25 protein-coding genes and 5 pseudogenes are annotated in these 26,223 nt (G+C 44.6%); 14 read left to right on the forward strand and 16 right to left on the reverse strand.

Features of this window, described 5'->3' with window-relative positions:
* Positions 1–101 precede the first annotated feature (101 nt).
* The gene (locus L3V45_RS02755) at positions 102–443 is read right to left on the reverse strand and encodes a YxeA family protein (protein ID WP_003156104.1); all 342 of its coding nucleotides are present in this window, start codon (positions 441–443) and stop codon (positions 102–104) included.
* Between the two features lie 173 nt (positions 444–616).
* Here L3V45_RS02755 and L3V45_RS02760 point away from each other — a divergent pair.
* A pseudogene (locus L3V45_RS02760) lies at positions 617–863 on the forward strand (GNAT family N-acetyltransferase); the annotation flags it as partial.
* A 92-nt stretch (positions 864–955) separates the two neighbouring features.
* Here L3V45_RS02760 and L3V45_RS02765 read toward each other — a convergent pair.
* Positions 956–1,209 (reverse strand): annotated as a pseudogene (locus tag L3V45_RS02765) (hypothetical protein).
* Between the two features lie 244 nt (positions 1,210–1,453).
* On the opposite strand from L3V45_RS02765, the gene L3V45_RS02770 reads away from it, so the two are divergent.
* The 5 genes from L3V45_RS02770 to L3V45_RS02790 all read left to right on the forward strand — a co-directional run bounded on the left by L3V45_RS02770 (position 1,454) and on the right by L3V45_RS02790 (position 5,362).
* Entirely contained in the window at positions 1,454–2,248 is a 795-nt protein-coding gene (locus L3V45_RS02770; RefSeq protein ID WP_003156098.1) for a dihydrodipicolinate synthase family protein, read from the forward strand.
* Positions 2,249–2,391: 143 nt separating this feature from the next.
* Complete coding sequence (locus tag L3V45_RS02775) at positions 2,392–2,595, forward strand: hypothetical protein (protein ID WP_236837240.1); 204 nt, start codon at positions 2,392–2,394, stop codon at positions 2,593–2,595.
* A 150-nt stretch (positions 2,596–2,745) separates the two neighbouring features.
* A complete protein-coding gene (locus L3V45_RS02780) occupies positions 2,746–3,795 on the forward strand; it encodes a Cfr family 23S rRNA (adenine(2503)-C(8))-methyltransferase (protein WP_003156095.1) in 1,050 nt (349 codons plus the stop codon).
* Positions 3,796–3,903: 108 nt separating this feature from the next.
* Positions 3,904–4,287 carry a hypothetical protein gene (locus tag L3V45_RS02785; RefSeq protein ID WP_014304429.1) on the forward strand — a complete coding sequence of 128 codons (384 nt, stop codon included), beginning with the start codon at positions 3,904–3,906 and terminating at the stop codon, positions 4,285–4,287.
* A 112-nt stretch (positions 4,288–4,399) separates the two neighbouring features.
* Positions 4,400–5,362: an arsenic resistance protein gene (locus L3V45_RS02790; protein WP_003156091.1), complete on the forward strand. Its 963-nt coding sequence runs from the start codon at positions 4,400–4,402 to the stop codon at positions 5,360–5,362.
* A 58-nt stretch (positions 5,363–5,420) separates the two neighbouring features.
* Here the strand turns inward: L3V45_RS02790 and L3V45_RS02795 are convergent, their stop codons facing one another.
* Positions 5,421–6,470: an NAD(P)-dependent alcohol dehydrogenase gene (locus tag L3V45_RS02795; RefSeq protein ID WP_003156089.1), complete on the reverse strand. Its 1,050-nt coding sequence runs from the start codon at positions 6,468–6,470 to the stop codon at positions 5,421–5,423.
* Positions 6,471–6,629: 159 nt separating this feature from the next.
* Between L3V45_RS02795 and L3V45_RS02800 the strand changes: the two genes are divergently transcribed.
* Positions 6,630–7,034, forward strand: coding sequence for a MerR family transcriptional regulator (locus tag L3V45_RS02800; protein ID WP_015388639.1), 405 nt, complete (start codon positions 6,630–6,632; stop codon positions 7,032–7,034).
* A 222-nt stretch (positions 7,035–7,256) separates the two neighbouring features.
* Positions 7,257–8,546: a Na+/H+ antiporter NhaC family protein gene (locus tag L3V45_RS02805; protein ID WP_003156086.1), complete on the forward strand. Its 1,290-nt coding sequence runs from the start codon at positions 7,257–7,259 to the stop codon at positions 8,544–8,546.
* A 37-nt stretch (positions 8,547–8,583) separates the two neighbouring features.
* On the opposite strand, the pseudogene pdxR reads toward L3V45_RS02805, so the two are convergent.
* Positions 8,584–9,965 (reverse strand): annotated as a pseudogene (pdxR, locus tag L3V45_RS02810) (MocR-like pyridoxine biosynthesis transcription factor PdxR).
* Positions 9,966–10,083: 118 nt separating this feature from the next.
* Here pdxR and L3V45_RS02815 point away from each other — a divergent pair.
* Entirely contained in the window at positions 10,084–10,704 is a 621-nt protein-coding gene (locus L3V45_RS02815; RefSeq protein WP_043866865.1) for an FMN-binding negative transcriptional regulator, read from the forward strand.
* Between the two features lie 48 nt (positions 10,705–10,752).
* On the opposite strand, the pseudogene L3V45_RS19575 reads toward L3V45_RS02815, so the two are convergent.
* Both L3V45_RS19575 and L3V45_RS02820 read right to left on the reverse strand, forming a co-directional pair.
* A pseudogene (locus L3V45_RS19575) lies at positions 10,753–11,041 on the reverse strand (hypothetical protein).
* A 226-nt stretch (positions 11,042–11,267) separates the two neighbouring features.
* The gene (locus L3V45_RS02820; RefSeq protein ID WP_024084940.1) at positions 11,268–12,458 is read right to left on the reverse strand and encodes an MFS transporter; all 1,191 of its coding nucleotides are present in this window, start codon (positions 12,456–12,458) and stop codon (positions 11,268–11,270) included.
* 256 nt (positions 12,459–12,714) lie between these two features.
* Here L3V45_RS02820 and L3V45_RS02825 point away from each other — a divergent pair, with 256 nt between their 5' ends.
* The gene (locus tag L3V45_RS02825; protein ID WP_003156075.1) at positions 12,715–13,293 is read left to right on the forward strand and encodes a TetR/AcrR family transcriptional regulator; all 579 of its coding nucleotides are present in this window, start codon (positions 12,715–12,717) and stop codon (positions 13,291–13,293) included.
* Positions 13,294–13,386: 93 nt separating this feature from the next.
* Here L3V45_RS02825 and L3V45_RS19610 read toward each other — a convergent pair.
* The 6 genes and pseudogenes from L3V45_RS19610 to L3V45_RS02850 all read right to left on the reverse strand — a co-directional run.
* Positions 13,387–13,473: pseudogene (locus tag L3V45_RS19610) on the reverse strand (hypothetical protein); the annotation flags it as partial.
* 100 nt (positions 13,474–13,573) lie between these two features.
* A complete protein-coding gene (locus L3V45_RS02830; RefSeq protein ID WP_003156074.1) occupies positions 13,574–13,873 on the reverse strand; it encodes a spore coat protein in 300 nt (99 codons plus the stop codon).
* 14 nt (positions 13,874–13,887) lie between these two features.
* On the reverse strand, positions 13,888–14,085 hold the full coding sequence (locus L3V45_RS02835) for a hypothetical protein (protein WP_003156073.1): 198 nt from the start codon (positions 14,083–14,085) through the stop codon (positions 13,888–13,890).
* An 18-nt stretch (positions 14,086–14,103) separates the two neighbouring features.
* Entirely contained in the window at positions 14,104–15,240 is a 1,137-nt protein-coding gene (locus L3V45_RS02840) for a zinc-dependent alcohol dehydrogenase (protein ID WP_014304439.1), read from the reverse strand.
* An 18-nt stretch (positions 15,241–15,258) separates the two neighbouring features.
* Positions 15,259–15,627 carry a spore coat protein gene (locus tag L3V45_RS02845; protein ID WP_003156070.1) on the reverse strand — a complete coding sequence of 123 codons (369 nt, stop codon included), beginning with the start codon at positions 15,625–15,627 and terminating at the stop codon, positions 15,259–15,261.
* A 17-nt stretch (positions 15,628–15,644) separates the two neighbouring features.
* Positions 15,645–15,890 carry a hypothetical protein gene (locus L3V45_RS02850; RefSeq protein ID WP_003156068.1) on the reverse strand — a complete coding sequence of 82 codons (246 nt, stop codon included), beginning with the start codon at positions 15,888–15,890 and terminating at the stop codon, positions 15,645–15,647.
* 466 nt (positions 15,891–16,356) lie between these two features.
* On the opposite strand from L3V45_RS02850, the gene L3V45_RS02855 reads away from it, so the two are divergent.
* The 3 genes from L3V45_RS02855 (at position 16,357) to L3V45_RS02865 (ending at position 20,397) form a co-directional block, all read left to right on the forward strand.
* Positions 16,357–17,517, forward strand: a complete 1,161-nt coding sequence (locus tag L3V45_RS02855; RefSeq protein ID WP_050436848.1) for a sensor histidine kinase — start codon at positions 16,357–16,359, stop codon at positions 17,515–17,517.
* Positions 17,510–18,145, forward strand: a complete 636-nt coding sequence (locus tag L3V45_RS02860; protein WP_015388630.1) for a two-component system response regulator YdfI — start codon at positions 17,510–17,512, stop codon at positions 18,143–18,145. Before L3V45_RS02855 ends, L3V45_RS02860 begins: the two co-directional genes overlap by 8 nt.
* Positions 18,146–18,243: 98 nt before the next feature.
* Complete coding sequence (locus L3V45_RS02865; protein ID WP_077721866.1) at positions 18,244–20,397, forward strand: MMPL family transporter; 2,154 nt, start codon at positions 18,244–18,246, stop codon at positions 20,395–20,397.
* A 33-nt stretch (positions 20,398–20,430) separates the two neighbouring features.
* On the opposite strand, the gene L3V45_RS02870 is transcribed toward L3V45_RS02865, so the two are convergent.
* The 4 genes from L3V45_RS02870 to L3V45_RS02885 all read right to left on the reverse strand — a co-directional run bounded on the left by L3V45_RS02870 (position 20,431) and on the right by L3V45_RS02885 (position 24,702).
* A complete protein-coding gene (locus L3V45_RS02870) occupies positions 20,431–21,153 on the reverse strand; it encodes a gamma-glutamyl-gamma-aminobutyrate hydrolase family protein (RefSeq protein WP_003156060.1) in 723 nt (240 codons plus the stop codon).
* Positions 21,154–21,291: 138 nt separating this feature from the next.
* Positions 21,292–22,920, reverse strand: coding sequence for a ribosomal protection-like ABC-F family protein (gene abc-f / locus L3V45_RS02875; RefSeq protein ID WP_014304445.1), 1,629 nt, complete (start codon positions 22,918–22,920; stop codon positions 21,292–21,294).
* Positions 22,921–23,198: 278 nt separating this feature from the next.
* On the reverse strand, positions 23,199–23,726 hold the full coding sequence (locus L3V45_RS02880) for a GNAT family N-acetyltransferase (RefSeq protein ID WP_024084945.1): 528 nt from the start codon (positions 23,724–23,726) through the stop codon (positions 23,199–23,201).
* Between the two features lie 118 nt (positions 23,727–23,844).
* A complete protein-coding gene (locus tag L3V45_RS02885; protein WP_015388628.1) occupies positions 23,845–24,702 on the reverse strand; it encodes a YitT family protein in 858 nt (285 codons plus the stop codon).
* A gap of 281 nt (positions 24,703–24,983) precedes the next feature.
* On the opposite strand from L3V45_RS02885, the gene L3V45_RS02890 reads away from it, so the two are divergent.
* A complete protein-coding gene (locus tag L3V45_RS02890) occupies positions 24,984–26,117 on the forward strand; it encodes a glycerol dehydrogenase (RefSeq protein WP_236837241.1) in 1,134 nt (377 codons plus the stop codon).
* The last annotated feature ends 106 nt before the right edge of the window (positions 26,118–26,223 follow it).

A 26,223-nucleotide genomic window follows, 5' to 3' on the forward strand; every position in this document is an offset into this window, starting at 1 on the left:
TTTTATGTAGAAGTGGCCCAAGGAGCCATCCTGCATTTTGCATTCGAATGAACCTGTCGTAAAAAATTGAGAGCAGACTTAAATATCTGCTCAACTCGCTGTTATTTCTCAATGTTGAATCGGTCTTTGATCTTTTCAGGCAGTTTCTCGGCCTTAATAGCTTCAGATTCTCCGGTATAACCCTCATAGCTCCTCGGAACGCGTACAATGTCACCTTCTTGATAAGGCTTTTCAACAAAGAAAGAAACCATCTTTTTCTTACCTTTCTCGTTATACCCTTCTAAATTGTAAACGTAGTTGCTATTATTTTTGTTTTTTTCCGCTTTTCCGTGAATTTGTACGTAATAATCGCTTTCCAGCACGGCGCCTTGATCAGCGCAGCCTCCTAATATGAAAACCGATAGGCAGCCTAATATAATAATGAAAATGCTCATGTTTTTCATTCTTCATCACTCCTTTTATATTTCTTATTCTAATGAACACTGCATATCGAATAAATGCGAATACCTTACACTTACCTTACTTTTTTGTAAGAATTCCTGATATAAAAGATAATGATTCAGTTGCAGAATAACAAATAATGGGTAAATGCAATCTCGTTTGGAAGGAGACTGATATGATCATTAAAATGACTCCATTTTTTAATATGAAAGAATTCAATAAACCAAACAACCATTTGCTGTTTCAAGGAGAATTGCACCTGCATTTGAAAGCAATGTGTGGAATATACCGAGGAACGATTTGCTGAACCTTATGTTAAGAAAAATGAAGATGATGATGTCAGTTACGTTGAAGAAGAGGGGAAAGCGGTCTTTTTTTATTACAACTGCGCCGGCCGGATTAAGATACGTTGCAAATGTAATAGCGATTTTTGTCTGACCATTTTAATTGATTGGCAGTCAGTGAAAATAGACATTTGTAATGAATTTATCGTTGCTCCTCCTAATAAGCGGCTTTAACTGCCAAGTTTCTGTTTCTCTTCATACCATTTGCGAAGCTGATGAATATGAGCTTGATGATATCTATTATGGTCTGCCATATGCCATATTCCCCATTGAATGGTTGATGATTTGGTCCTTTATAATCAATCTCCTGCTGTGACATGTCTGACACAATGGATATTAAGCGGCTGTCATTTTCATTAACGGCAGAATACAGCGTTCCCACAAGATGATCCATGTGCGTTTCACCTTTTAAATCTAAAATCATTAACCCCACCTCATTAGCACAATTTTTATATCAGTTTGCCTTATTACTCATATTTGTCAAGCCATCCGGGGAATGGGCCGCTGTAAGACGAAGCTATGAAGCAGGCTCTCTTTGCCTGCTTTTTTTGTGTGTCGGCTTTACATCTGACATGTTGCGTTATCTGAAACTGTACCTTTTTAAATGTCAGACAGTGTTATATGATACTCTGCAGATATTCAAGAATATGTACTTGGAGGACATTCTCATGCGAAATTTTAATGTTGCTATCCCTACGCCTTTTCATGAAGATGAAAGTTTATATTTAGAAGGATTTGATGCTATTGTCGAACATTTGAAAAACAGCGGTATCCATTCGTTACTCATATGCGGCACGACTGGTGAACAGCATTCACTCAGCATAGATGAGCGTCTTCAGATCATTGAGTATGTTAATCAGCGAAAATTTGAAGATGTTGAACTGATGTTCGGTGTTTCAGCCGTAAGAACCAGTGATGCCGTCAAACTGATGAAACACATCGAGAAAACCAATATTGATTCTGTACTGATTGGTTTTCCTCCTTATATAAGACCGACACAGCAGCAAGCCGTTTATTACGTTGACGAACTTCTCAGTCATACCTCTAAAGAGGCTGTGCTTTATAATAACCCCGGCCGGACCGGTTTTAATCTGAGTGAGAAAGCGCTTAAAGACTTAATAAGCCGGCATCCCGGGATAAGGGGGCTGAAAGAAGGAGGAGACGTTCTGCGTCATAAACAAACAGAGTTCCCTGATCACTTTATTTTGTTTGCGGCAGGAGACGTTGAATTTCCGAAGATGCTGAGTAACGGGTGTAACGGCCTGTCAAGCATGGCCGGAAATGTCTATCCTGAAGAAATCAGAGAAAGCTTCAGCAGCTTATCAGAAAATAAACCGATTAATCTGGATCGAATAAACGATCTGATTGCTGAAGTGACAAATCATCATACTGTCATGAATATAAAAAATCACTATAAGAAGATTGGGATTCAAGCAGGCAGCTGCCGGTCACCCATTATATAAGAAATGTTCCGTCGCGGATAAGTGAAACATGTGATCAGCGCGCTTTCTGTACTTGGATTAGGCTTAATAAGCAAGTTTTATAATACTGTCATTAGCGGGGGCGTAAGCATTTGTTTAACTTTACATAAGGGAACCCTTATGATATGGTGATTATTGTTAATATTGACAAGAAAGAGGTGAAAGCGATGATAACGATTTATGGAATTTTGTATGGTGAAAATGCAAAAATTGGAAACATCTTGGCGGATAAAGGGAGCAGTCTGTCCTTTTTTAAGACAAATCATCATACAAAAACAGTTATCGGTGCTTTTTCTCTATGTCAAATAAACGATAATCCAATGACATAATGTCCTTGTTTATTTGTGCATGATGTTATTTAAGCGTAACACCGATAATTGTGTCGGTGTTTTTTTGTGCCTGATTTTAAAAAAAGGTTAGATGATCACTCCCTTCTATTTACTCAAACAAACCAGAGTTTTATGGAAGGATGAGAAAACATGCAACAAAAAAACAAGTATATAAGAATTCAAGAGTTCCTGAAACAAAATAAGTTTCCTGATTTTAGAATGAATCAAATCAAAAATGCTGTGTTCAAAGGGAGAATAAATCATTTTAATGAAATAACGGTTCTTCCTAAATCCTTGAGAAAATTGTTAATGAATGAGTTTGGAGAGTCAATTTTAAATATTGCTGCTTTAAAAGTGCAGCATTCTGAGCAAGTAACAAAAGTCTTATTTGAAATTTCAGGAGACGAAAAAATAGAAACGGTCAATATGAAATATAAAGCTGGCTGGGAGTCATTTTGTATATCCTCGCAGTGCGGCTGTCATTTTGGCTGTGCATTTTGTGCAACAGGAGATATTGGTTTAAAACGCAGCTTAACATCAGATGAAATGACTGACCAAATTTTGTACTTTCACTTAAAAGGACATTCAATTGATAGTATTTCTTTTATGGGAATGGGAGAAGCATTAGCGAATGTACAAGTTTTTGATGCTTTACATGTGCTTACAAATCCGGAGTTGTTTGCTTTAAGCCCTCGTCGGTTATCTATTTCGACCATAGGTATTATTCCGGGCATTAAAAAAATCACTCAGGATTATCCGCAGGTCAACCTGACGTTTTCATTACATTCTCCTTTTAATGAACAGCGAAGCAAGTTAATGCCGATAAATGAACGCTTCCCGTTATTGGAGGTAATGGACACATTAGATGAGCATATACGTGTGACCTCAAGAAAAGTTTATATTGCTTATATTATGCTGCCGGGAGTTAATGATTCTATTGATCATGCGAATGAAGTAGTACGTCTTTTAAGAAGCAGATATAAGAGAGGGAACTTGTTCCATGTAAACATCATTAGATATAACCCGACTGTTAGTTCACCTATGAGATTTGAAGAAGTAAATGAGAAACAAGTTGTAAACTTCTATAAAAAATTAAAGTCAGCAGGAATTAACGTGACCGTCAGAAGTCAATTTGGCATTGATATAGATGCTGCTTGCGGACAATTATATGGAAATTATCAAAAAAATAAGAACCGATAAATCAGGTGCAGAACTCGGTTTGACTTCATATTATTTCATTTGATAACATAAAATGGTTATTGTGATTGAAAAAAAGATACCCGTTTTTATAAAAAAGGAGTCATAACGTTGCTGAAAAGGTTTTTTCTTGTTTTTCTTACGCTGATGATGTCTATATTTGCTGTATTCGCGGCGGCTGAAGAGTCTCCCGGCAATCGTGTCATTTCTTTTGACGAGCCTATGATTTTATTGATCTCACTCGGAATCATTTTATGTTTGTTCATTCCGCCATTCGTCATGTCCTTTTTTAGCAGCTTGGTTGTGAGAATCATATCCGGAGTCTATCAATGTTTTATCGTTCTCACGTTTGCGGGCCTCATTCCGATTGGATTTCTGATTCCCAATGGCTTTTTGACAATTCTTGCTGCCGTCCTGGGAACTTTGGTCAGTTCAGCCAGTGTTGCGGTCACCTTATTCGTTGGCAGGACAGAGAACACAAGTAAGCTTTCGTAAGCGGTTTTGACAACAATAACACGTCCTGAAAACACCAAGTGTCACAGACCCTTGGTGTTTTTTAATTCCGGCAGAAAAGAAGGTATAATGGGCGGAGAAGAGGTGTCAGCCAATGAAAATAACCAGAGAGACATTAGAAAAACAGCAAATTTGGATATATGGTGCGACTCTTGTGATCGGCGGATTAGCGGGGATCGCCGGGAAAGATTCAGGACTTCGCTGGGGATGGACGATATCACCGCTTATCGCTGTTCTCATGTATGCCATGTTTGCCCAAATCCCATTCTTAAAGCTGAGGGAAGCCATGTCAAACCTCAAGTTTATGGCGGCTTTACTGATCGGTAATTTCTTAGCTGTACCTGTCGTTGTATGGGTGTTAACCGCCATTTTTCCTCAATCTCCTCCTATATTATCAGGGGTTTGTTTGGTATTGCTTACACCTTGTATTGATTACGTCATCGTCTTTACTCAGCTCGGCAAAGGAAATGAGAGATTAATATTGGCTTCCACGCCGGTTTTGTTCGCCGTTCAGATGGTATTGCTTCCGTTATACCTGTGGCTGTTTATCGGGAAAGAAGTGATAGGGGCTGTTCATGCGGGACCGTTTCTGGAAGCATTCTCATTGTTAATAGCGGTGCCGCTGCTGGCGGCGGTGATGACTCAATTATGGGCTGATAAGAAACCGGCGGGAGAAAAGGTGTTGGAATGGACGGCGTGGCTGCCTGTTCCTTTTATGGCTCTGGTTTTATTGGCGGTCGTCGCCACACAAATCGGCAAAGTCATCAATGATGCTGACATCATTATACGTGTGATTCCGATCTATCTGCTATTCCTGCTCATTATGCCGTTTGTCTCCCGTTTTATCGCATATGCGTTCCGTCTGGATACAGGTGAAGGAAGAGCATTGATCTTCAGCACGGGCACAAGGAATTCACTCGCAGTCCTTCCGCTAGCGCTGGCTCTGCCGGATGCTTGGGCCTCATTAGCCGCTGCTGTTATCGTCACACAGACGATCGTTGAATTGATAGGCGAATTGGTTTATATAAAAGCGGTGCCCGGATGGCTGCTGAAATAAAAAATAATCTGGGCTGAAAAAAACATACCAATAGATATTGGTATGTTTTTTATGAGAATTATAAAGTTGCAATATCAATAACGAAACGGTAGCGGACATCGCTTTGGAGAACCCGTTCGTACGCTTCGTCGACTTGATCGGCCGGTATCACTTCAATTTTAGGAGCAATGCCGTGCTCGGCGGCGAAATCAAGCATCTCCTGAGTCTGCGGAATACCGCCGACGAGTGAACCCGCAATGCTGCGGCGGCCCGTGATTAAGGAGAACACACTGTATGAGTCCGGCTTAGCGGGCGCTCCCACATTTACCAATGTACCGTCAATGCGAAGCAGGGATAAGTAGGCATCTACGTCAAGGTTCGCGGATACTGTATTTAAAATAAGATCAAATCGTCCGGCCAGCTCAGTAAATGTATCCGGATCGCTTGTCGCAAAGTAATGATCGGCTCCAAATTCAAGCGCTTCGTCTTTTTTGTTCATTGAGCGGCTGAGGACGGTGACCTCTGCGCCTAAAGCGTGCGCGAATTGAACGGCTAAATGTCCGAGCCCGCCCATTCCGACAATCGCCACTTTTTTGCCGGGACCGGCATTCCAGTGTTTCAGCGGAGAATAGGTGGTAATGCCCGCGCACAATAGCGGACTGGCAGCATCCAAATCCAGCTGATCGGGAATACGGACAACGAATCTGTCAGTGACAACTATTTTCTGGCTGTAGCCTCCGTACGTAGGGTTTCCGTCGTAGTCCAGGTTATTATAGGTCTGAACAACGCCTTTTGTGCAATATTGTTCGTCTCCGTTCAGGCAGTATTCACATTCCCCGCAGGAGTCTACAAAACAGCCGACACCCACACGGTCGCCGGCGGCAAATGTGGTGACTTCTTCACCCACGGCTTCCACAACTCCGGCAATTTCGTGCCCGGGAACCATCGGAAAGATTCCGCCGCCCCATTCATCGAATGCGCTGTGGATGTCTGAGTGACAAATCCCGCTGTACTTAATATCAATCAGGATATCGTGCGGCCGTAATGCTCTTCTCTCAATCGTCGTCCGCTCAAATTTAGCTTTGGCATGCGGAGCGCTTAATACACGAGTCGGATGATTATTGCACATGGTTATCTTCCTTTCCAAGATAAAGTGATGAATCCTCTGTTCGGTTTTACTTTAAATGTTAAAGCGGACTTTAAGTCAAGGGGTTTGGTTTATTTTTTTATGAAATGATATTCTATAATGGCACGCTTATGAAAGGTATGAAGGACGGGTGGTAAGAATATGAAGATTGCGCAGGCTGCAAAGCAGGTTGAGTTATCAGCCGCGACGCTTAGGTATTATGAAAGTATAGGACTGATTCCTCCGGTAAAACGCGATGAAAGCGGCATCCGCGATTATGACGAAGGTGATGTGAATTGGATTCAATTTATAAAATGCATGAGAAGTGCCGGGCTGTCGATTGAGGCTCTGATTGAATATACCGCTTTATTTATTGAAGGAGCCGATCATACGATCGAACCCCGAAAAAACATCCTTATAAATGAAAGGAAAAGGCTGACGGAGAAACAGAGGGAAATTGATGAAACCATAAAACGATTAAACAGGAAGATTGAGGATTACGAAGATATCCTGGAAAATGAAGCGAAACTTAAAAACAGATTGAAAGCTGAATGTATTTCTGAATGAAGAGAAGGTGTCCCGGGCGCCGGGCCGCATGAAATGTACCAAGGGAAACGAGCCTTGGTTTTTTTATTTTCTAAAGAGAGGAAACAAAACAGCTTTTTCTATCTTATCAATCATTACTTATCCTTTTTTCAGCTTGACTTTTTTACTGCAGACTTTTAAAGTGTGAAATGTTGCTTAGACTGTGATAGCGACTTTAATGCTGAAAAGAGGTGGTTTACCCAGATGAACAATAAAAAGAACCCTTGGGCGTTATTGCCTTTAGTCTTATTCGTAGGGCTTTTTGTCGGCTCTGGTCTGGTGACCGGAGATTTTTATAAATTGCCGATCTTGATTGCCGCGATCATTGCGTCAGCTTTTGCGCTGTTATTTAACCGGAAGAAATCGCTCAATCAAAAAATAGAATGGTTCGCTTCCGGTGCGGGACATCCTGATATTATCATTATGGTTATGATTTTTATATTGGCAGGTGCCTTTGCTTCAGCGGCTGAGGCGATGGGAGCGGTGCATTCAACTGTCAATCTTGCTTTGAGCATTATTCCGCAGCAGTTTTTGCTGCCGGGGCTGTTTATCATTGCTTGTTTCATTTCTATATCGATGGGAACATCAATGGGCACGATTGCGGCGGTTGCGCCGATCAGCGCCGGTTTGAGCGGAGAGCTTGGCATCTCCAGCGCGATACCGATTGCGGCTGTGGTCGGCGGAGCTATGTTCGGAGATAATCTTTCTTTTATTTCAGATACGACCATTGCGGCAGTCCGGACGCAAAAAACACAAATGAGGGATAAATTCAAAACGAACTTTCTGATTGTTTTGCCCGCTGCCATTGTGACTGTTATTATCTTATTTTTTATTCCGGCAGGCCACGCCCTCCATACGGATGCTGCATCTTACAGCTGGATTAAGGTGCTTCCTTATGTCGCCGTGTTAGTTTTTGCGTTAATCGGTATTAATGTGATGGCTGTCATATTCGGCGGATTGGTTTTGACGGGAATCATCGGATTGGCGGGCGGGAGCCTGACGTTTGATTCTTATTTTAAAGCGATTACGGATGGAGTTGCCGGAATGAGCGACCTTATCATCCTGTCCATGCTGATCGGCGGAATGGTCGGTGTGATGAAACAAAACGGCGGGATCGACTTTTTACTGGAGTTCATCACGAAACGAATCCGTTCCAAAAAAGGCGCCGAAGCCGGCATTGCCGGATTGGTCAGCGTGACGAATCTGGCTGCGGCCAATAATACGATCTCGATTATCGCAGCCGGGCCGATTGCAAAGAATATTGCTGATAAATTCAACATCGACAACAGAAAATCGGCAAGTATTCTGGATATCTTTTCGTGTATGATACAAGGATTAATTCCTTACGGCGCGCAGCTGTTATCAGCCGGGAAATTCGGGAATATTTCACCCGTCAGCATCCTGCCATACTCTTTCTATCCCGTTTTAATCGGAATCTGCGGCATCGCCGCCATTATATTTGGACTGCCGAAATTCACAAGAAATACGAAATAAAAGATAAAAAAAGGCGCCGTTCGGCGCCTTTTTTCTTTCATGACAGCCAAGCTTTTCTCAAAAGCTGTACACCCTGTGTGATCTGATCCGTATCGAGATGGGCGAAACCTAACTTTATGATCGGCGGTTCGGGCTTTCCGGCAACGAAATAGACAGCGGTAGGGTATACTTTCACTCCGTACTGAAAGGCGCGTTCGATTAATGTTTCTTCTGTATAGTTCAGGTGAACTCTTACTAATATATACAATCCCGACTGCTCGCCGATGATCGTCACCTGATCGCCGAACTGCTGCTTGATATGTGAAGTCAAGTGCTGCATCTTACGCTTGTAGACAGTGCGCATGCGCTTAATATGGCGGGTCCATTCACCGGCCTTCATCAATTCAGCCATGGTCAGCTGGTTAAGCGAAGAAGCGGTGCTTTCGAAATGAATAAACCGTTTTTTATACCGGTGCAAAAGGCGCTGCGGCAAAACCATATAGCTTATGCGGATGCCCGGTAGAAAGGATTTTGAGAAATTCCCTAAATAAATCACCCGGTCTGATTGAATGGAAGCAAGAGCGGGAAACGGCTGCTGTGTATAACGGAATTCACTGTCATAATCATCTTCAAGAATATAACCCTCTCTATGATTCACCCAATTGATCAGTGTTTGGCGCTGCTGAATGGACATGCTTACGCCGTAAGGGCTGTGATGGGATGGGGTCACATAGATTAATTTTTCTTTCATTGCATGCAATTGAGAAAAATCAGCTCCGTTTTCATAGACGGCATCGTTTCCAGAGATAGCCCGTGAAATTGAAATGCCGCTCTGGCACCGTCAAACCCAGGGTCTTCAACGATAATTCCGGAAAAATCCTCTTTCAGAATCTGGCTGAGATATATCAGCATCTGCTGGGTGCTGCTGCCGATGATAACCGAATCCGCATCTGTTTTCACTCCGCGTGATTCCAAGAGATAAGCGGCAATTTGTTCACGCAGGTTTCTCTCGCCGAACGGTTCACCGTACAGAAAGCTTTTCTCTGATGCCAAAACTTGATTGTATAATTTTCTCCATGTTTTCAGAGGAAAATGCTTTTGATCGACGGCTCCGGCGCGAAAATCAATCAGGGCCGGCTGAGTTGATTCGGTTTTCTCAGCGTAAACAACATCATGTTCTTGTTGAAATAAAGAGGGTTCTATTTCATTAGCAAAATATCCTTTGCGTGTTTCTCCGCGAATGTATCCCTCCGCTAAAAGCAGATCATAGGCCATCAGCGTTGTATTGCGGCTTACCCGCAGGGAATCCGCCAGCTCGCGAATGGAAGGCAGCCGCTCATCTGCCTGAATATTTCCTTGCTCAATCAATGTTTTAAATTGCTCGTAAATTTGTTTGTATTTCGGGGTGCCGCTTCTGAAAGCGAAAATCAAATTTTTCATCAGATGTTCTCCTCTGACATGTGTATTTATTTGAAACTGTATCTTTTTAAATGTCAGTTGATATTTTATTATAGCGGAAAGCGCTTTATCAATCCATGTTCAGAGAGGAGAGTTTTGTATGTATATTCCGGCTCCATTTCAGCTGAGTGAAGCTGAAGCGTGCGATGTAATCAAAGAGTATGGTTTCGCAGCATTGTTTTCAACGGCGGGGGGCATGCCGTATGCAACCCACCTGCCATTGATGATGAGTAAGAATAACGAATGCTTATACGGTCATTTTGCATTGCCGAATCCCCAATGGAAAGAGATTGATGGCCAAAACGTATTAGCCGTTTTTCAGGGGCCTCATTGTTATATCTCGCCTAAATGGTATGAGACGAATCAGGCTGTTCCCACATGGAATTATGTGGCGGTTCATGTTTACGGAGAGGCGGAGCTTTTGGATGAGGAAGAAACCGTGCAGTCGATGAGTGATCTCGTATTGAAATACGAAAGCCCCGACAGCCCGTACAAATTAGAGGATGTCGATGCGAAATTGCTGGCAGGCATGAACAAAGGGGTAAAAGGTTTTAAAATCAAAATCAGCAAAATAGAGGGACAGGCAAAGCTGAGTCAAAATCATTCAGCCGCAAGACAAGGGCTGGTCGTACAACAGCTCAAACAGATTCCTCATACAAACGAACAGCTCATTTCCGGCTTGATGGAAGAAAACATCAAACGGATCACCGCGGACAACTGACAAGCATGTTAAAAACATACCGGCAGCATGCGGTATGTTTTTTTCTGATTATGAAGCTTTTCTCAGGATGAATAACGACTCGAACAGCACATAAATCAATGGAAGACGTTTTATTCAATGTCCAGCGGTTTTTCAAGATATCAGTCATACAGGCTGAAACAAGGCCGACCGTCAAATATCCGGCTGCTATGTAAAGATAAATAAAAAGGTAAAACGGGTAAGAAGACAACGGGGGTGTGTCTTCCTGTGTCATTTTTAAACCCACATAAAAGACCAATAAAAAGCAAACGGACGAAACGAGAGCTAAAAAAAGGTGTTTATATAAATACTTCTTCATGTGTTTCACCTGCCTATGGACAATTATTTCTAAACATATTATGACATGGTTTTACCGCTGCTGAAAGAATCGGCAGCGGGCATGCGCCCGTCTATATGAGCGGGGCGTAAAGAATCAATATCATCTTTTCATGAATCCGGATGTTTTGTTCGGATGGAGGTAAAGAAGAATACACCCCAAAAAAAGCTGTCAGCTTGGTCCTGACGGCTTATTTTTGGTGAAAGGCTTATTTCTCCGTGGTGAAATAAAGCAATGCTATGACCGGAAAAGCAATTCCAATCCATAATGTGATACTCCACCCGCCTGAGGCGTATGCCCATCCTCCGATTGATGATCCTATAGCGCCGCCCAGAAAGAAGATTGCCATGAATAATCCGTTTAATCGGCTGCGGAATTCAGGTGCCAACGAAAAAATGGCACGCTGACTGAGTACGAGATTGGCAGATACCCCCATATCCAACAGGATAGCTGCGGCCACCAGAACTGCTATTCCGACGGGGGAGCTGGTCTGAATCATGAGCGGGAGTAATAAAGAAACGATGACAACACCGAGAGCGATTCCGGTGGCAAGCCGGGTTAAGCCGCGATCAGCCAGACGGCCGCCTATCGGTGCAGCCGCTGCACCCGCAATGCCAGCTAATGCATACAGCGCGATTGCCTTTTGAGAAAAATGAAAAGCAGGACCGGACAATAGTAAAGGTACAGTCGTCCAGAATAAGCTGAAAGCTCCAAATACAAACGCATGATAAATGGCACGGCGGCGTAAGACCGGAGTCGTGCGCAGCAGCTTCCACATTGAACCGAGTAAGACGGTGTAGCTTGTGTTTGCTGTTGGTTTTCTGGCAGGAAGCACTTTTGATAAGACGATTGCCAGGACAACACTTAACGCGGCGGATAAAGCAAATATGGCATTCCACCCCCATATATCAGCGACCAGGCTGGATATCGGACGTGAAAGCATAATACCGAGCAGCAGGCCGCTCATCACATTGCCGACAACCCGGCCGCGTGCGGCGTCTGGCGCAAGGTATGATGCGAACGGAACTAGCACTTGGGCCGCGATTGATCCCAGTCCGATGAAAAACGCAGCGGCTAAAAACAGTGTTCCATGCTTCACACATGCTGTCAGTGTCAAAGCGGCTGCGCTTAGAAGGAGCGATACCACGACAAGTTTTTTGTTTTCGACAATGTCTCCCAAAGGGACAAGAAACAGTAAGCCGGCAACGTATCCGATTTGGGTCAGCGTGACAATCAGTCCGGCACTGCTTGGAGAAAGCCCGATTGCCGCACTGATGAATCCTGCCAAGGGCTGTGCATAATAAAGATTAGCGACAATGATACCGCATGCCGTTGCGAGAAGAAGGGTTAAACCAGTTGAAATCCCCTGATCCGCTGTTTGTTTATTTTCTTTAGCCATATGAATGAACTCCTTTTTAATGATTTTATGAGGTTTGATACATATTTTGCTGATTCATCTCCTTTACGCAGAGGCTTTTGGAGTCTGCATTTCATCAAGACTTCCCTCAAGTTATTTTATAAACTAAACGTTTAGTTTTATTATAAGCAAATGATATACTAAACGTTCAGTTTTGTAAATGGGTTTCTGTTTTCTTTTTTTATACAGGTTAAGTATACTGAACGTATCGTTTATAATTCGGGAAGGAATGATTCATGTGCAGAGTAAACGAGGACGGCCGCGTGATGAAGGAACACATAAGGCGATTCTTTCTGCTGCCTATGACCTATTGTTGGAAAATGGCTTTGACGCGGTGACAGTCGATAAAATTGCAGAGCGTGCCAAAGTGAGTAAGGCAACGATTTATAAATGGTGGTCAAACAAGGCTGCCGTTATCATGGACAGCTTTCTTTCGACCGCTACGGACAGACTGCCTGTGCCCGATACAGGATCAACAGTGCAAGATATATTGACCCACGCCGCGAATTTAGCAAGGTTTTTGACGAGCCGGGAAGGAACCGTTATTAAGGAATTAATCGGTGCGGGGCAGCTGGATGCAAAATTGGCGGAAGAATATCGCACGCGATTTTTCCAGCCCCGCCGCCTCCAAGCGAAAGGCCTTCTGGAAAAGGGAATTCAGAAAGGTGAATTAAGAGAGAATCTTGATATTGACGTAAGCATCGATCTCATTTACGGACCGATTTTCTATCGCCTGTTGATCACAGGTGATGAGGTGAATGATTCCTATGTGCATGATCTTGTGATGAGTGCGTTTAAGGGAGTTCAAGCTACGTGAATAACCGCCGCTCGAATCGGGTGAAAAGTATTTGTGCCTATGGGGCAGAAAATAATGAAAAGGCAGAACAAATTGTTCTGCCTTCTTCGCTCTATTTGTGAACCGCCCGGCGGCCGCCACGCACGTAATCACCGCCGCAAGCCCCAATAACAGCCCGAAGAAAGGCTGGAGAAGCTGCAGAGCTGATTCGCGGGAGTTTCGTTGCCTGGGCGCTGTAAAGGCAGTTCTCAGTTTGACATACTGAAGCTGAGCCAGAGGTGCTGTCTCAGCAGGAAAACATTTATAGGACGGGCAGGCGGAGCGCCGTATCAATATTTTGCAAATTAAACCGGACTTGTTCATCTGTGTTCCACGGATGATACCAGCCTTTTTCCATCATATAGCGTGAGATTTGCTCATGCATGTCGATGGCTTCTTCTAAGTGACGGGTGAGGATCGCTTTCACTTCAGGCGTTCCGGCTTCCGTCGCCGCCATCGCATAGTTTCTGACTCCGCTTTTTGCCGAATTCAATAAATCCATAGCGACAATTTGGTCTGTCAGTGCATCCATCCCCGTCAGGTATTCAATAATCGGATTCATTCGTCATTCATCTCCTATTCGTGCTTTGCATCAGATAAAATCGAGGCAAATTCCTGCAATTGCCTTGTTGATGTATCCGCATCCTGCTGCATGATTTCTTTCAGCTGGGGATCGGATACGAGCGCTTTCATGGTTTTGGATTTCGTCAGGCAAAGTGACTTAAAAGAAGCCATCTCCTGAATTTCGAGTAATTCATGTAAGGCGCTGGCCATTTCTGTAGCCTCCGTTCTCTAAGGTTTGAGTACAACTTTAATACAATCATCTGTTTTCGTGTCAAACATCTCATAGCCGTTCTTCGCTTCACTGAGCGGAATGACATGGCTTACAACATCACCCGGATCAATTTTGCCGGTTGACACCAGTTCAAACATATACGGCATATAATGGATAACCGGAGCTTGTCCTGATCGGATATTGACGTTCCGCTGCATGATATCGCCAAGGGGAAATCCGTTGTATCTGCCGCCGTACACACCCGTAATCTGGATCGTTCCGCCTTTTCGCACCGCTTGGGACGCGATGACCAATGCGCTCATGGCCCCGCCTTGAAGTTTTAATCCGCTGGCGAGGAACTCAAGATCTGTCATTTTTCCGTCCATGCCGACGGCGTCAATGACAACGTCGGCGCCGCCTTTGGTGATTTCCTTCAGGTAGCTGCCCGTATTTTCGTGGTCTTCGAAGTTCACGATTTCCACTTTATTCGTCCGTTTCGCATGCTGGAGACGGTAGTTGACATAGTCTACGGCTATGACGCGTTTCGCACCCTTTAACCAGCAGAATTTTTGAGCGAAAAGGCCCACGGGCCCGCAGCCGAGAACGATGACCGTATCGCCTGCTTTTACGCCGGCATTGTCAACGCTCCAAAAACCGGTTGTCATCGCATCGGCAATAACACTCAATTTCTCATCCGGTTCTTCGCATGTTTCGGGGACTTTAAAATGGGTAAAGTTCGCAAAAGGGACGCGCAAATATTCGGCCTGGCCGCCCGGATAGCCGCCGGTACTCCCTGAATAGCCGAAATAAGCGCCCATATCGCCGTTTTCATTTGATTGATCACATTGGCTTTCCAGGTGATTTTTACAATAAGTGCATTCTCCGCAGGCGATATTAAAAGGAATAATGACGCGGTCGCCTTTTTTGACTTTCGTCACGCCGGGACCGGTTTCTTCCACAATGCCCATCGGTTCATGCCCGATAATATAGTCTTCCTGCAAGTTCGGAATGAGTCCGTGGATTAAATGTAAATCTGATCCGCAAATTGCCGTACTTGTGACTTTTATAATCATGTCATCGTGTTTTTCAATCTTCGGATCAGGCACGTCTTTGACGACGACGTTTTTCACTCCTTGATACGTTACGGCCTTCATGCTGTAATACCTCCAGTGTTAGTGTTCATCAGGTGTGCGGTCAAACATCCCTTTTCTGTTCGTTTCAACGGGAAACAGATTCATGTTTCCGACCATGAGGGTATTTTTCGCAGAGAGCTGGTCCAGTTTATACTGTTCGCTCAGATCATGCGGGTGAAACCACTTTTTGCTGACCATCAAGTCTGTAATTTCCTGATGCATCGCGATTCCTTGCATGAGCTGTTTGCGCAGCAAAGCTCTTACATCTGGCGAGGCGGTTTCTGTTAAAGCAACGGCGGTATTTCTGACGCCTTCTTTTGCGCGTATGAGAAAATCCATTGCGAATGTCATATCTGCGAGTTCAGGGACGTGTAATGAATTGATTGGATCTAAATGGTCATGGTTCAATGATGCTTACCTTCCTTTCAATTGATGATCGAAGTCGGCCGGTTTTGAGGAACAGGAGCCTGAAACGTTGCCCGTTCATAAACCGCCTGCAGATCAGCAAGGTTTTGCGAGGCTTGCTGAACGTCTTTTTCCATTAACGTTTTCAGATCCTGATCAAACACAAGCCCTTGCATGAGCTTGGATTTCGCTACACAAAGCGTCTTGAAGTTAATGATTTCATGTAAGTCCAGCGACTCGTGAGCCGCTAATTCACGCTTTTCCATAATCGTTTTTTAAACCTCCTCTTCTCAATTACATAATTAATTTCCCCTGAGAAAAGAGCTCTAGTCTTACAAATTTTGTTTATAAAAAAAGAGAGAAGAAATTTGACGGTACATTAAAAAAGAGGAAGCACAATCGCTTCCTCTTGTTCACATGGAATGGCTGTCGGTGTCCTGAACGTTTTTCTGATGCGCGGGCGGTTTTGCCGCGCGGGAGACAGACCGCTGAAACCCGGGAAAGGTCATAAAAAAGATATGAACAAAAGCAGCCCGCGAACAATCCCGCAGGCTGTTTTTTCTTTCACCCGTCAAGCAGGACAGAAGGGGAAGGTGAGAAGCAGGCGATTATGGTATGATGACAAATAGAATAAAACATCGTGAGGCCGGTCGGCTAAAAGGAAGTGGACAGAGATTGTTTGGTACAAAACATCAAGAAGACTATGTCTCCCGTGACAGACGCTCATTGCATATGCTTGCGCTTCGGGTGCCCGGTCTGGCGTTTATTTTTATGGTATATGCCGCATCAGTCTCTTTGCAGTACATTTATGAAAGCTGGACGGTTTTATTGCTGCTGTTATTCACGATATTGATCGTCATTTTTGCTGTGCTGCACTGGCATTCCTATCGCTGGGTCAAGAAAAAAACGTTTCTTTATTTCATCATACAGGGATTTATCATATATACATCGGCTAACTTGATGACCGGCGGCTATATCGCGGCGGTCATCGGTCTCTATGCCTTTTTAATCGGGCAGATTATCGGAATGGCGGATAAGGGCAAAACGCCGCTCATACTCTATCTTTTCATTTTAATGTCCATAGCAGCCCTGCACCAGGAGCATCCGCATCATCTGCTTCGTTTCATCGTTATCGCCGCTCCCATCATGATCGTGATTATCACATATGCGGCAACATTTTTCGCGCAAGTTGATGAAAAAATCAAAACACAGATGACGCTTGAAAAATTAGAGCTCGCTCACCGGCAAGTGAAACAGCTGACGCTTCAAAACGAAAGGCAGCGGATGGCGAGAGACTTGCACGATACACTTGCACAAGGGCTGGTCAGCTTGCATATGCAGCTTGAAGCGGTGCATGTTCATCTTTCAAAGGGTAACACTGACAGAGCGAAAGACATCATCAGCCAGTCAATGGACAGAGTGAAGGGCACATTGGCTGATGCGCGCTCGGCCATTGACAACCTTCGCAGCAAATCAGAAGAGATCGGGTTCTTAAAAGAAAGCATCACTGAACAAATCAACCATTTTACAGAAGCCTCCGGGCTGTCTTGTTTTTTAGATTACAGCGTGCATCATGTGCTTGACGTTCATACGGCGGAGAATTGCCATTACATGATTGGCGAAGGCCTGACTAACGCCGCCAAGCATGCAGAAGCAAAGAATGTCTGGGTGTCCGTTCAGGAAGAAGAGGGACAGATCCGCATAACCGTCAAAGATGACGGGAAAGGCTTTGATGCCGGAACAGAAATGAGAAAAAGCGGACATTACGGGCTGCTGGGGATACAAGAACGCGTCAATATGATGAACGGCACTTTCCGTATAACAAGCGCCAGATCAGCGGGAACTCAAATTGAGATCATCATACCAATTCAAGGAGAAGCGGAACATGTATAAAGTGTTAATAGCAGATGACCATCTTGTCGTCAGAGAAGGTCTGAAGCTTTTGATAGAAACAAATGACCATTACACCATAACGGGAGAGGCGGAAAACGGGAAAACCGCCGTCCGCCTCGCAGCGGAACTAAAGCCCGATGTCATTCTCATGGATCTGTACATGCCGGAAATGAGCGGGCTGGAAGCCATTAAACAGATAAAAGAGCATTCTGATGTGCCGATTATTATTTTGACGACCTATAATGAAGATCATCTGATGATAGAAGGCATCGAATCAGGCGCGAACGGTTATCTGCTGAAGGACACAAGCTCAGAAACCTTATTTCATACGATGGATGCGGCGGTCAGGGGAGAAGTGCTTCTGCAGCCGGACATCTTGCGGCGTTTCCGGGAAAAGAAAATGGAACGGGCAAATGCCAATGAAACACAGCTGACGGACAAGGAAATCATAGTTCTGCAAGCCGTTGCGAAAGGACATAAAAGCAAAGCGATCGCCTTCGATTTAGGAATCTCAGAGCGGACGGTAAAAGCGAGATTAACATCGATTTATAACAAATTAGGCGCTGATTCGCGGACGGAAGCCGTCACCATTGCTATGCAAAAAGGCATTCTGAAACTGAATATATAATGAAAAACTGCCCAAACGTACATGCCCCTATGTACGTTTTTTTTATGTGAATGTGAACTACAATTAGGCAGAAAGTAATGATTGGAGAGGAGTATTCGATGTCTGGTTTTTTATATAAATTAGGGGGATGGTCTGCCCGCAACCGATTCAAAATGATCAGTGCGTGGCTCGTGATACTGATCGCTTCGATTGTGATCGCCATCTCGTTAAAACCTGCTTTTTCTGAGGATATGTCAATTCCCGACACACCTTCTGAAAAGGCGATGGATGTGATTCAAAAAGAATTTTCAAAGGGGCCCGATAAAGGAAGCATACGGGTTATTTTCGGAGCTGAAGACGGGAAGAAATTGACGTCAAAACCGGAAAAACAAGCGATTGAAGAGACATTAAAGAAGATCAAAACAGATCATTCGGTCGCTTCGATTGCAAGTCCTTTTGAAACAGGAACCATTTCTAAAGACGGATCAGTGGCATATGCCGATATTACGTACAAAAAAGCGGCGGATGACATTACGGATGCGTCTGTTTCACATATTAAACACAGTCTGTCCGCCGCCGGAGACAAGGGCCTGCAGACGGAGCTCAGCGGCGATGTGCCGGGGGCCGGTGTTGAAGCCGGCGGTGTATCTGAAATTGTCGGCGTTGTGCTGGCTTTCGTCGTTCTGGCCATTACGTTTGGTTCATTAGTCATAGCGGGGCTGCCGATTGTCACGGCCCTGATCGGGTTAGGTGTAAGCGTCGCGCTGACGTTAATTGGGACACAAATCTTTACGATAGCCTCGGTCAGTCTCTCATTATCAGGAATGATCGGCCTGGCCGTCGGGATTGATTATGCGCTGTTTATCTTTACGAAGCATCGTCAGTTTTTGGGCGAAGGTGTACAAAAAAATGAATCGATCGCTAAAGCTGCGGGAACGGCTGGCAGCGCCGTCGTTTTTGCGGGACTGACCGTGATCGTCGCGCTTTGCGGATTGACCGTTGTCGGCATTCCGTTCATGTCTGCGATGGGATTGACTGCGGCACTCAGTGTGCTGATGGCTGTATTGGCATCAGTAACGCTGGTTCCTGCGGTGTTGTCAATCGCAGGAAAACGGATGATTCCGAAATCAAACAAGAAGAAAGAAAAGAAAAGCGCCGACACGAATGCCTGGGGGCGCTTCGTTACAAAGAAGCCTATTCTGTTAAGCATTTTCAGCATTATTCTTTTAGCTGTCATCAGTCTGCCGGCCATGCATTTAGAACTGGGGCTGCCTGATGCGGGAATGAAAGCGAAAGACAGCCCGGACCGCCGCGCCTATGATCTGTTGTCTAAAGGATTCGGCGAAGGCTTTAACGGCAAGCTGACAATTGTTGCCGATGCAAAAGGGGTCAAGGGAAACAAAAGTGAAGCATTTCAAGACGCTGTGAAAGAAATAAAGGACTTGCACAATGTGGCGAGCGTCACACCTGCCATGCCGAATCAAAAAGGGGATTATGCCATCATTACGGCAGTGCCTGAAACCGGGCCGAATGATAAGGCAACGAAAGAGTTAGTGCAGGATATACGGAAACGATCAGACAAAAACGGCACCCGCCTGCTCGTCACCGGGTCAACAGCGGTGAATATTGATATTTCAGACCGGTTAAACGATGCGATTCCGGAATTCGCCATTCTTATTGTCGGGTTTGCGTTTGTATTGCTGACCGTTGTTTTCCGCTCGCTTCTCGTGCCGCTTGCCGCCGTCGTCGGCTTTTTGCTGACGATGACCGCTACACTCGGGTTATCGGTATTCGTTCTGCAGGATGGGAATTTCACCGGCTTGCTCAGCATTCCGGAAAAAGGTCCGATTCTCGCCTTCCTGCCTATTTTAGCCATCGGTATTCTTTTCGGGCTGGCGATGGACTATCAAGTATTCCTTGTCAGCAGAATGAGAGAAGAATATGTCAAAACAAAAAATCCGGTACAAGCCATCCATGCCGGATTGAAACATAGCGGGCCTGTAGTAACAGCGGCGGGACTGATCATGATTTTCGTCTTTGCGGGATTCATCTTCGCGGGGGACTCTACGATCAAATCCATGGGGTTGGCAATGACCTTCGGTGTTCTTTTCGATGCGTTCATTGTAAGAATGACCATCATTCCGAGTGTCATGAAGCTGATGGGACATGCGGCCTGGTACTTGCCGAAGTGGCTGGATAAAATCATTCCGAACGTGGATATCGAAGGCCATAAGCTGACACAAGGCAAAACACCGGAGAAACCGGAAGAATAAAATGAAAAAGCAGATCGTTATGATCTGCTTTTTTTATGTGCTGACCGCATTCATGAACAGAGAAAAAAGCTTTTTCATGTCTTCATGTTTTTTTGTCAGCATTTCGGGATGCCATTGCACGCCGACGACAAATAATTCACCCGTTCGTTCAATCGCTTCAATGGCCCCGTCTTTCGCATAAGCCGCGGCTTTAAATGAAGGCGCCGTCTCTTTTATGATCTGGTGATGGAATGAATTCACCCGCGCTGAATCGCCAAACAAGGTATGGAGACGTGTCCCTTTTTCAAAAGAAACATGATGGGTTTTTAACGGCGGATCTTTTTCTTGGTCATGCTTAATGTCAGCAAACGAAGCGTGTGTCAGGTCTTGATATAAAGTTCCCCCGTAAGTGACGTTTAACATATGCATCCCCCGGCAGATGGCCAGTATCGGCTTTTCTAAAGCAACCGCCGTGAGAATCAGCTCCTTTTCGTAGGCGTCCCGATCAGGAAAGGTCTTTCTTAAAGCCTGTAAAGGTTCTTCGCCGTAAAACAGCGGGTCTATATCCTGGCCGCCGGACAGAATGATGCCGTCAACATGAGAGACCTGTTCCTTTAAAAGCGCCGTCTCTTGAATCACCGGCAATATAAACGGCACACCGCCGGCCTCAGAAACAGACTGAATATAATCATTATTGACATATGCCCGATTATAACCCGGGAAAGGGCCGGATTGATCAGCCATAATGTTTCCCGTAATTCCGATGCGTTTGGCCATTCTGCGTTCACCTGAACCTTTCTTTCTGAACCTTCTCGTATGAATCTGAACGTAGGTTGTACAAATCAGTTTGAAATTATTCTTCATGATACGTGAACTTTCCAAAACAAAACCCGTGACAATCACGGGTTTTTACATTCATTTCAACTTCTTGATTTCTTCCGTCAGCTCTTTGAACTTTTGATCAAGCTCACGATATTGTTTATCAGCCGGAGTCATGAAGCTGAGTTTTCCGAGGACTTCCTGCCGTTCGGTTTCAAGCTTTAATCGCAGTTCTTCAGCATCATCCCTGACGGAGGGAGATTCTTTCCATTGTTTTCGGACGCTGCCGTTTGAGATATCAAGCCGGATGTCCGTCGTCTTTTCGACAAAGTAACGATCATGCGATACGATGATGAGCGTTCCGTCGTATCGGGCCAAAGTGTCTTCAAGCTGCTCGCGTGACGGCAGATCAAGGTGGTTTGTCGGCTCATCCAGAATCAGCACATCTTTCTCCTCCAGAATAAACGCCATCAGCTTGCATTTGACCCGCTCTCCCATGCTCATCTTGCCGATGGGTTCCGTCCATTGCGCTGCGGTAAATCCTAAATGCTTCATGAGGGATTGAACATTTCCCCTTGCTTCGAACGTTTCTTTGTAAAAAAGCTGTTCGGGGGTTTTATCAAGCGGAAGGTCGAATACTTCCTGGGTTAAATAGCCGACGTTTGCAGACGGAGAAATCCATATGCCGCCCTGCGCTTTTTCCTGACCGAGGATGACCTTCAATAATGTTGTTTTCCCGCTGCCGTTCGGGCCTGTAATCGCGATCTTTTCACCGTGCATCACAGTGAAATTCACGTTTTTAAAAAGCGTTCGGCCTTCATATGACTTTGTGACATCACTTACTTCTAAAAAACGCTTTCCCGCTTTTTTGCGGTGCTCAATGGAAAAACGGACTTCATACTCCGCTTCAACCGGTTCTGCTTTCGCTTTTTCAAGCTCTTTTTCAAGACGCTTCTGCTTTGATTTAATCTGGGCGTCCGTGCGTTTTGCTTTTACGCGGTGATATTCTTTAAAGCCTTCTATTTTCGTTGATTGGGCGTGGGCTTTTTTTGACCAGGCGCTCAGCTCGTTCATTTGAGCTTCAATCCGTCTGATCATATGCTGCTGATTCTCATATTCCCGCTGCTGTGTCAGCCTTCTCTGTTTGCGGACCTCCATATAGCTTGAATAATTCCCTTTATGTTCAATGAGTTTCTTTCCTTCGATGGCCCAGATTTTTGTCGCCGCCGCATCTATAAAAGCACGATCATGTGAAACGAAAATAATGGTGCCTTTGTAATTCTTGATCTGATTCAGCAGTATTTCTAAACTGTGCTGATCGAGGTGGTTCGTCGGCTCATCTAATAACAAAAGGCCGCTTGAGGAGGAGAAACCTTTGGCAAGACGGGCTTTCAATTTTTCTCCGCCGCTTAATTGCGAAAAGGCGCGTGCGGGCACGTTCCACTTTTCTAACAAGGCTGCCTCCGCAGGCTCCGGATGGCCGGAATCATAAGCCTCCGTTTCTTGTTCCACCATATATATGTTCACATCTTGCATCATCTGGATCTGTCCTTGTGACGGCGCTTTTTTATTGCAGATCAATTGCAGCAATAAAGATTTGCCGGCTCCGTTTTTACCGATAACACCGATGATGTCGCCTTGCTGAACACTCGCGCTGATCTGTTCAAAAAGGGGAACGCTGTTGATTTCGTAACTGATGCCGCTTATTTTTAACATTTCTTTCATATGTCAATCCCTCGCTTTAAAGGGAGGACAAAAAAATCCTCCCAATTGATTTGGAAGGATTAGCCGTACCTGTGCGTGATCAAATAAGCTATTTTTACATAGCTTTCTCGTATCGTATAGAAAATGGGCAGACTAATCCTATTTTTTCTGATTTGAAATATTTGATTTCAAACGGTCAAAATAAGATTAGTTAATCATTGTCCACCCATCATCCCTTCGTATTTGTTACGAACAGTGTAGCACACACTTATCTGTAAAAGCAAAGGGTATAAGCCTTTTTATTCCAGATCGGAGGCTTCCCACTCTTCTTCTAAAACGGCATAATAATATTCATCCCACCATTCATTATCATGGGGGATGCATTTTTTAAACAAGCCTTCCCGCCTCATCCCGATCTTTTCCATCACCCGGTGCGAAGCCATGTTTTCCGGCTGACATGTCGCAATGATCCGGTGTAATTTCATCTTGTTAAACCCGAATGCCAGCACGGCGCGCGCCGCCTCTGAAGCATATCCTTTGCCATGGTATTCCGGGTGAAACACCCAGCCGATTTCATACGTATGATCGCCAAAATACTGAAAAAAAACAATGTGGCCAATGACCGTTTTCTCATCCTTCAATAAAACGGGAAACTTCCCGGCATGTTCACCGCTGTTTTCAGTAACGAATTTCCTGGCATCTTCTGCGGTAAAGACACCCTCTGGTATATATTTCATGACACTCGGATTCGAGGTGTACGCATAGACATCCTGCCAATCTTCCGGTTCAAATGTCCGAATGACGAGCCTTTCAGTTTTGATATTCATTTTTTTATGTTCCTCCATCAAAAAAGGTTTCATTTACTACTTCGATTGAAAGATGTAAAAAACCTTTGAGCGGGGAAGAGCCGAATAAAAAAAGCCTGCAGCTATACACTGCAGGCGGTTATTTTTCATTTGCGGCGGCGGGCAGGTTTGTAAACCCGAATTGCCCTCCGACAGCTTCTTTTACTTCATGAATAACGATAAATGATTTCGGATCAATTTTTTGAACATGTTTTTTGATTTTCAGCAATTCGTTCTTTTTAATGACAACATAGATAATGCGCTTGTCTTTGCTGCCGTAATACCCGTATCCGTAAAAAATCGTCGCCGCGTTGCCGTACTCGGAGGTGATGGCTTTGGCGATTTCTTCGTATTGGTCAGACATAATGGTGAGGGCTTTTTTATTATGGAAACCCTCAATGACAATATCGACGATTTTGGCGCACAGATAAACGAATATAAACGTATATAGCATATGATTGATTCCGATCGCTAAAACGGATACGAAAATGATGACACAATCCATATAAAACATGCTTTTGGAGATGTTAAAGCCCTTTGTGTAATTCAATAAATACGCCAAAAGCGTGGTCCCGCCGGTAGATCCGTCAGCGATAAAGATCAATGCCAGCCCCGCTCCCATCAGCAGAGCGCCGAATACAATCCCGAGCACCATGTCGTGCACGCCGAACGGAATAAAGCTGACGATGCTGAGAAAAACAGAAGTCATTCCCGTACCGAGTATCGTGTATAAAATCGTTTTTTTCGTTAAAAATTTATAAGCCAGCCCGATAAAAATCAAATTTACAACCAGAGTCGTAATACTTGCAGGTATATGGAAAAGATAATATAAAACGAGAGCGATTCCCACGGTGCTGCCGTCCCCTAAATGATTCGGGATGACGAAAAATTCCACGGACGCCGCGATAAGAAAGGCTCCGGCCATAATCATCAGTATATCCTTGCAAATGTTCTTCATGTGCAAACCTCCTCCGCAGTCAAAAATATATATAAAACAAAAACGCCTCAAAAATTATCCAGCAGAACTAAATAATTTTTAAGACGAATCATTCACAATCTTGTTTGTTCATTCAGTAAAGAATGATCAGCTTCAATATCGAAGATTATATAGACACCTTCACATCTTGTCAATGCCGTGAAAATTGATTTTCTGCAGTGTATATGAGGTTTAAACCAAGTTAAAACGAGGAATTATATCAGAAGAGTTTTCATTTCCGCTCTATCAATAAGAGAAATGTAATGAGAGACAACGAAGAAGGGATGATGACAATGGAACGAATTTTTATCAGTCCGGCCAAATACGTGCAGGGAAAAAACGCCATTGAAACGATCGGCGGACATCTGGAGGGCGTTGGTGAAAAAGCCGTCGTCATCGCGGACAAAACCGTATGGGATATCGCGGGCCACAAGGTGACGGCTGAATTAAAGAAAAGCAATATCTCTTCTGAAGAGGCGGTTTTCAACGGCGAAGCCTCCCAGGAAGAAATGAAAAGAATTGCCGGCATCGCAGAAAAAGCAGGGGCGACTATTGTCATCGGAGTCGGCGGCGGTAAAACGCTTGATACGGCCAAAGCCGTATCAGATGAAATAAACGGCTACACCGTTATCGTGCCGACGGCCGCTTCAACGGATGCTCCGACAAGCGGGCTGTCTGTCGTGTATTCTGAACAAGGCGCGTTCGAAAACTATCGTTTTTATCATAAGAATCCTGACTTGGTTCTGGTCGATACGAAAATCGTCGCGGAAGCTCCGCCGCGCTTTTTAGCATCAGGGATTGCCGATGCGATGGCGACGTGGATAGAGGCGCGCAGTGTCATCGCCAATGGCGGTAAAACGATGGCAGGCGGAATTCCGACAATCGCCGGAGAGGCTATCGCGGAAAAATGTGAAGCGGTATTATTCAAATACGGCCGTCTCGCTTATGAGTCTGTGAAAGCGAAAGCCGTTACGCCCGCATTGGAAGCGGTGGTTGAAGCCAATACACTTCTGAGCGGACTGGGATTTGAAAGCGGCGGCTTAGCTGCGGCACATGCCATTCATAACGGATTTACCGCGCTTGAAGGTGAAATCCATCACTTGACCCATGGTGAAAAAGTGGCATTCGGCACGCTCGTTCAATTGGCGCTGGAAAAACGTTCGCTTGAGGAAATTGAGCGGTATATCGCGTTTTATATCAGCTTGGGGCTGCCTGTCACACTTGAAGACATCAAATTGAAAGACGCATCTAAAGAGGACATTATGAAAGTGGCAGAAGCCGCGACGATTGAAGAAGAAACGATTCATGCCGCTTTTGACGTGACGGCTGACGACGTGGCGGACGCCATTATAGCGGCTGATCAATACGCAAAAGCATTTAAAGAAAAACACGCGTAAAACCTTTTACCGCGTGACCCGGAACCAAGGGCTGTTACAGCCCTTGGTTTTTTTTATGCCCTTTGAAAACTTTTAAAAATAAAGAAAAAATTATGATACAATATAC

The sequence above is a fragment of the Bacillus sp. R45 genome (genome assembly GCF_021729365.1).
In the GTDB taxonomy this organism is placed as follows: Bacteria; Bacillota; Bacilli; order Bacillales; family Bacillaceae; genus Bacillus; species Bacillus velezensis.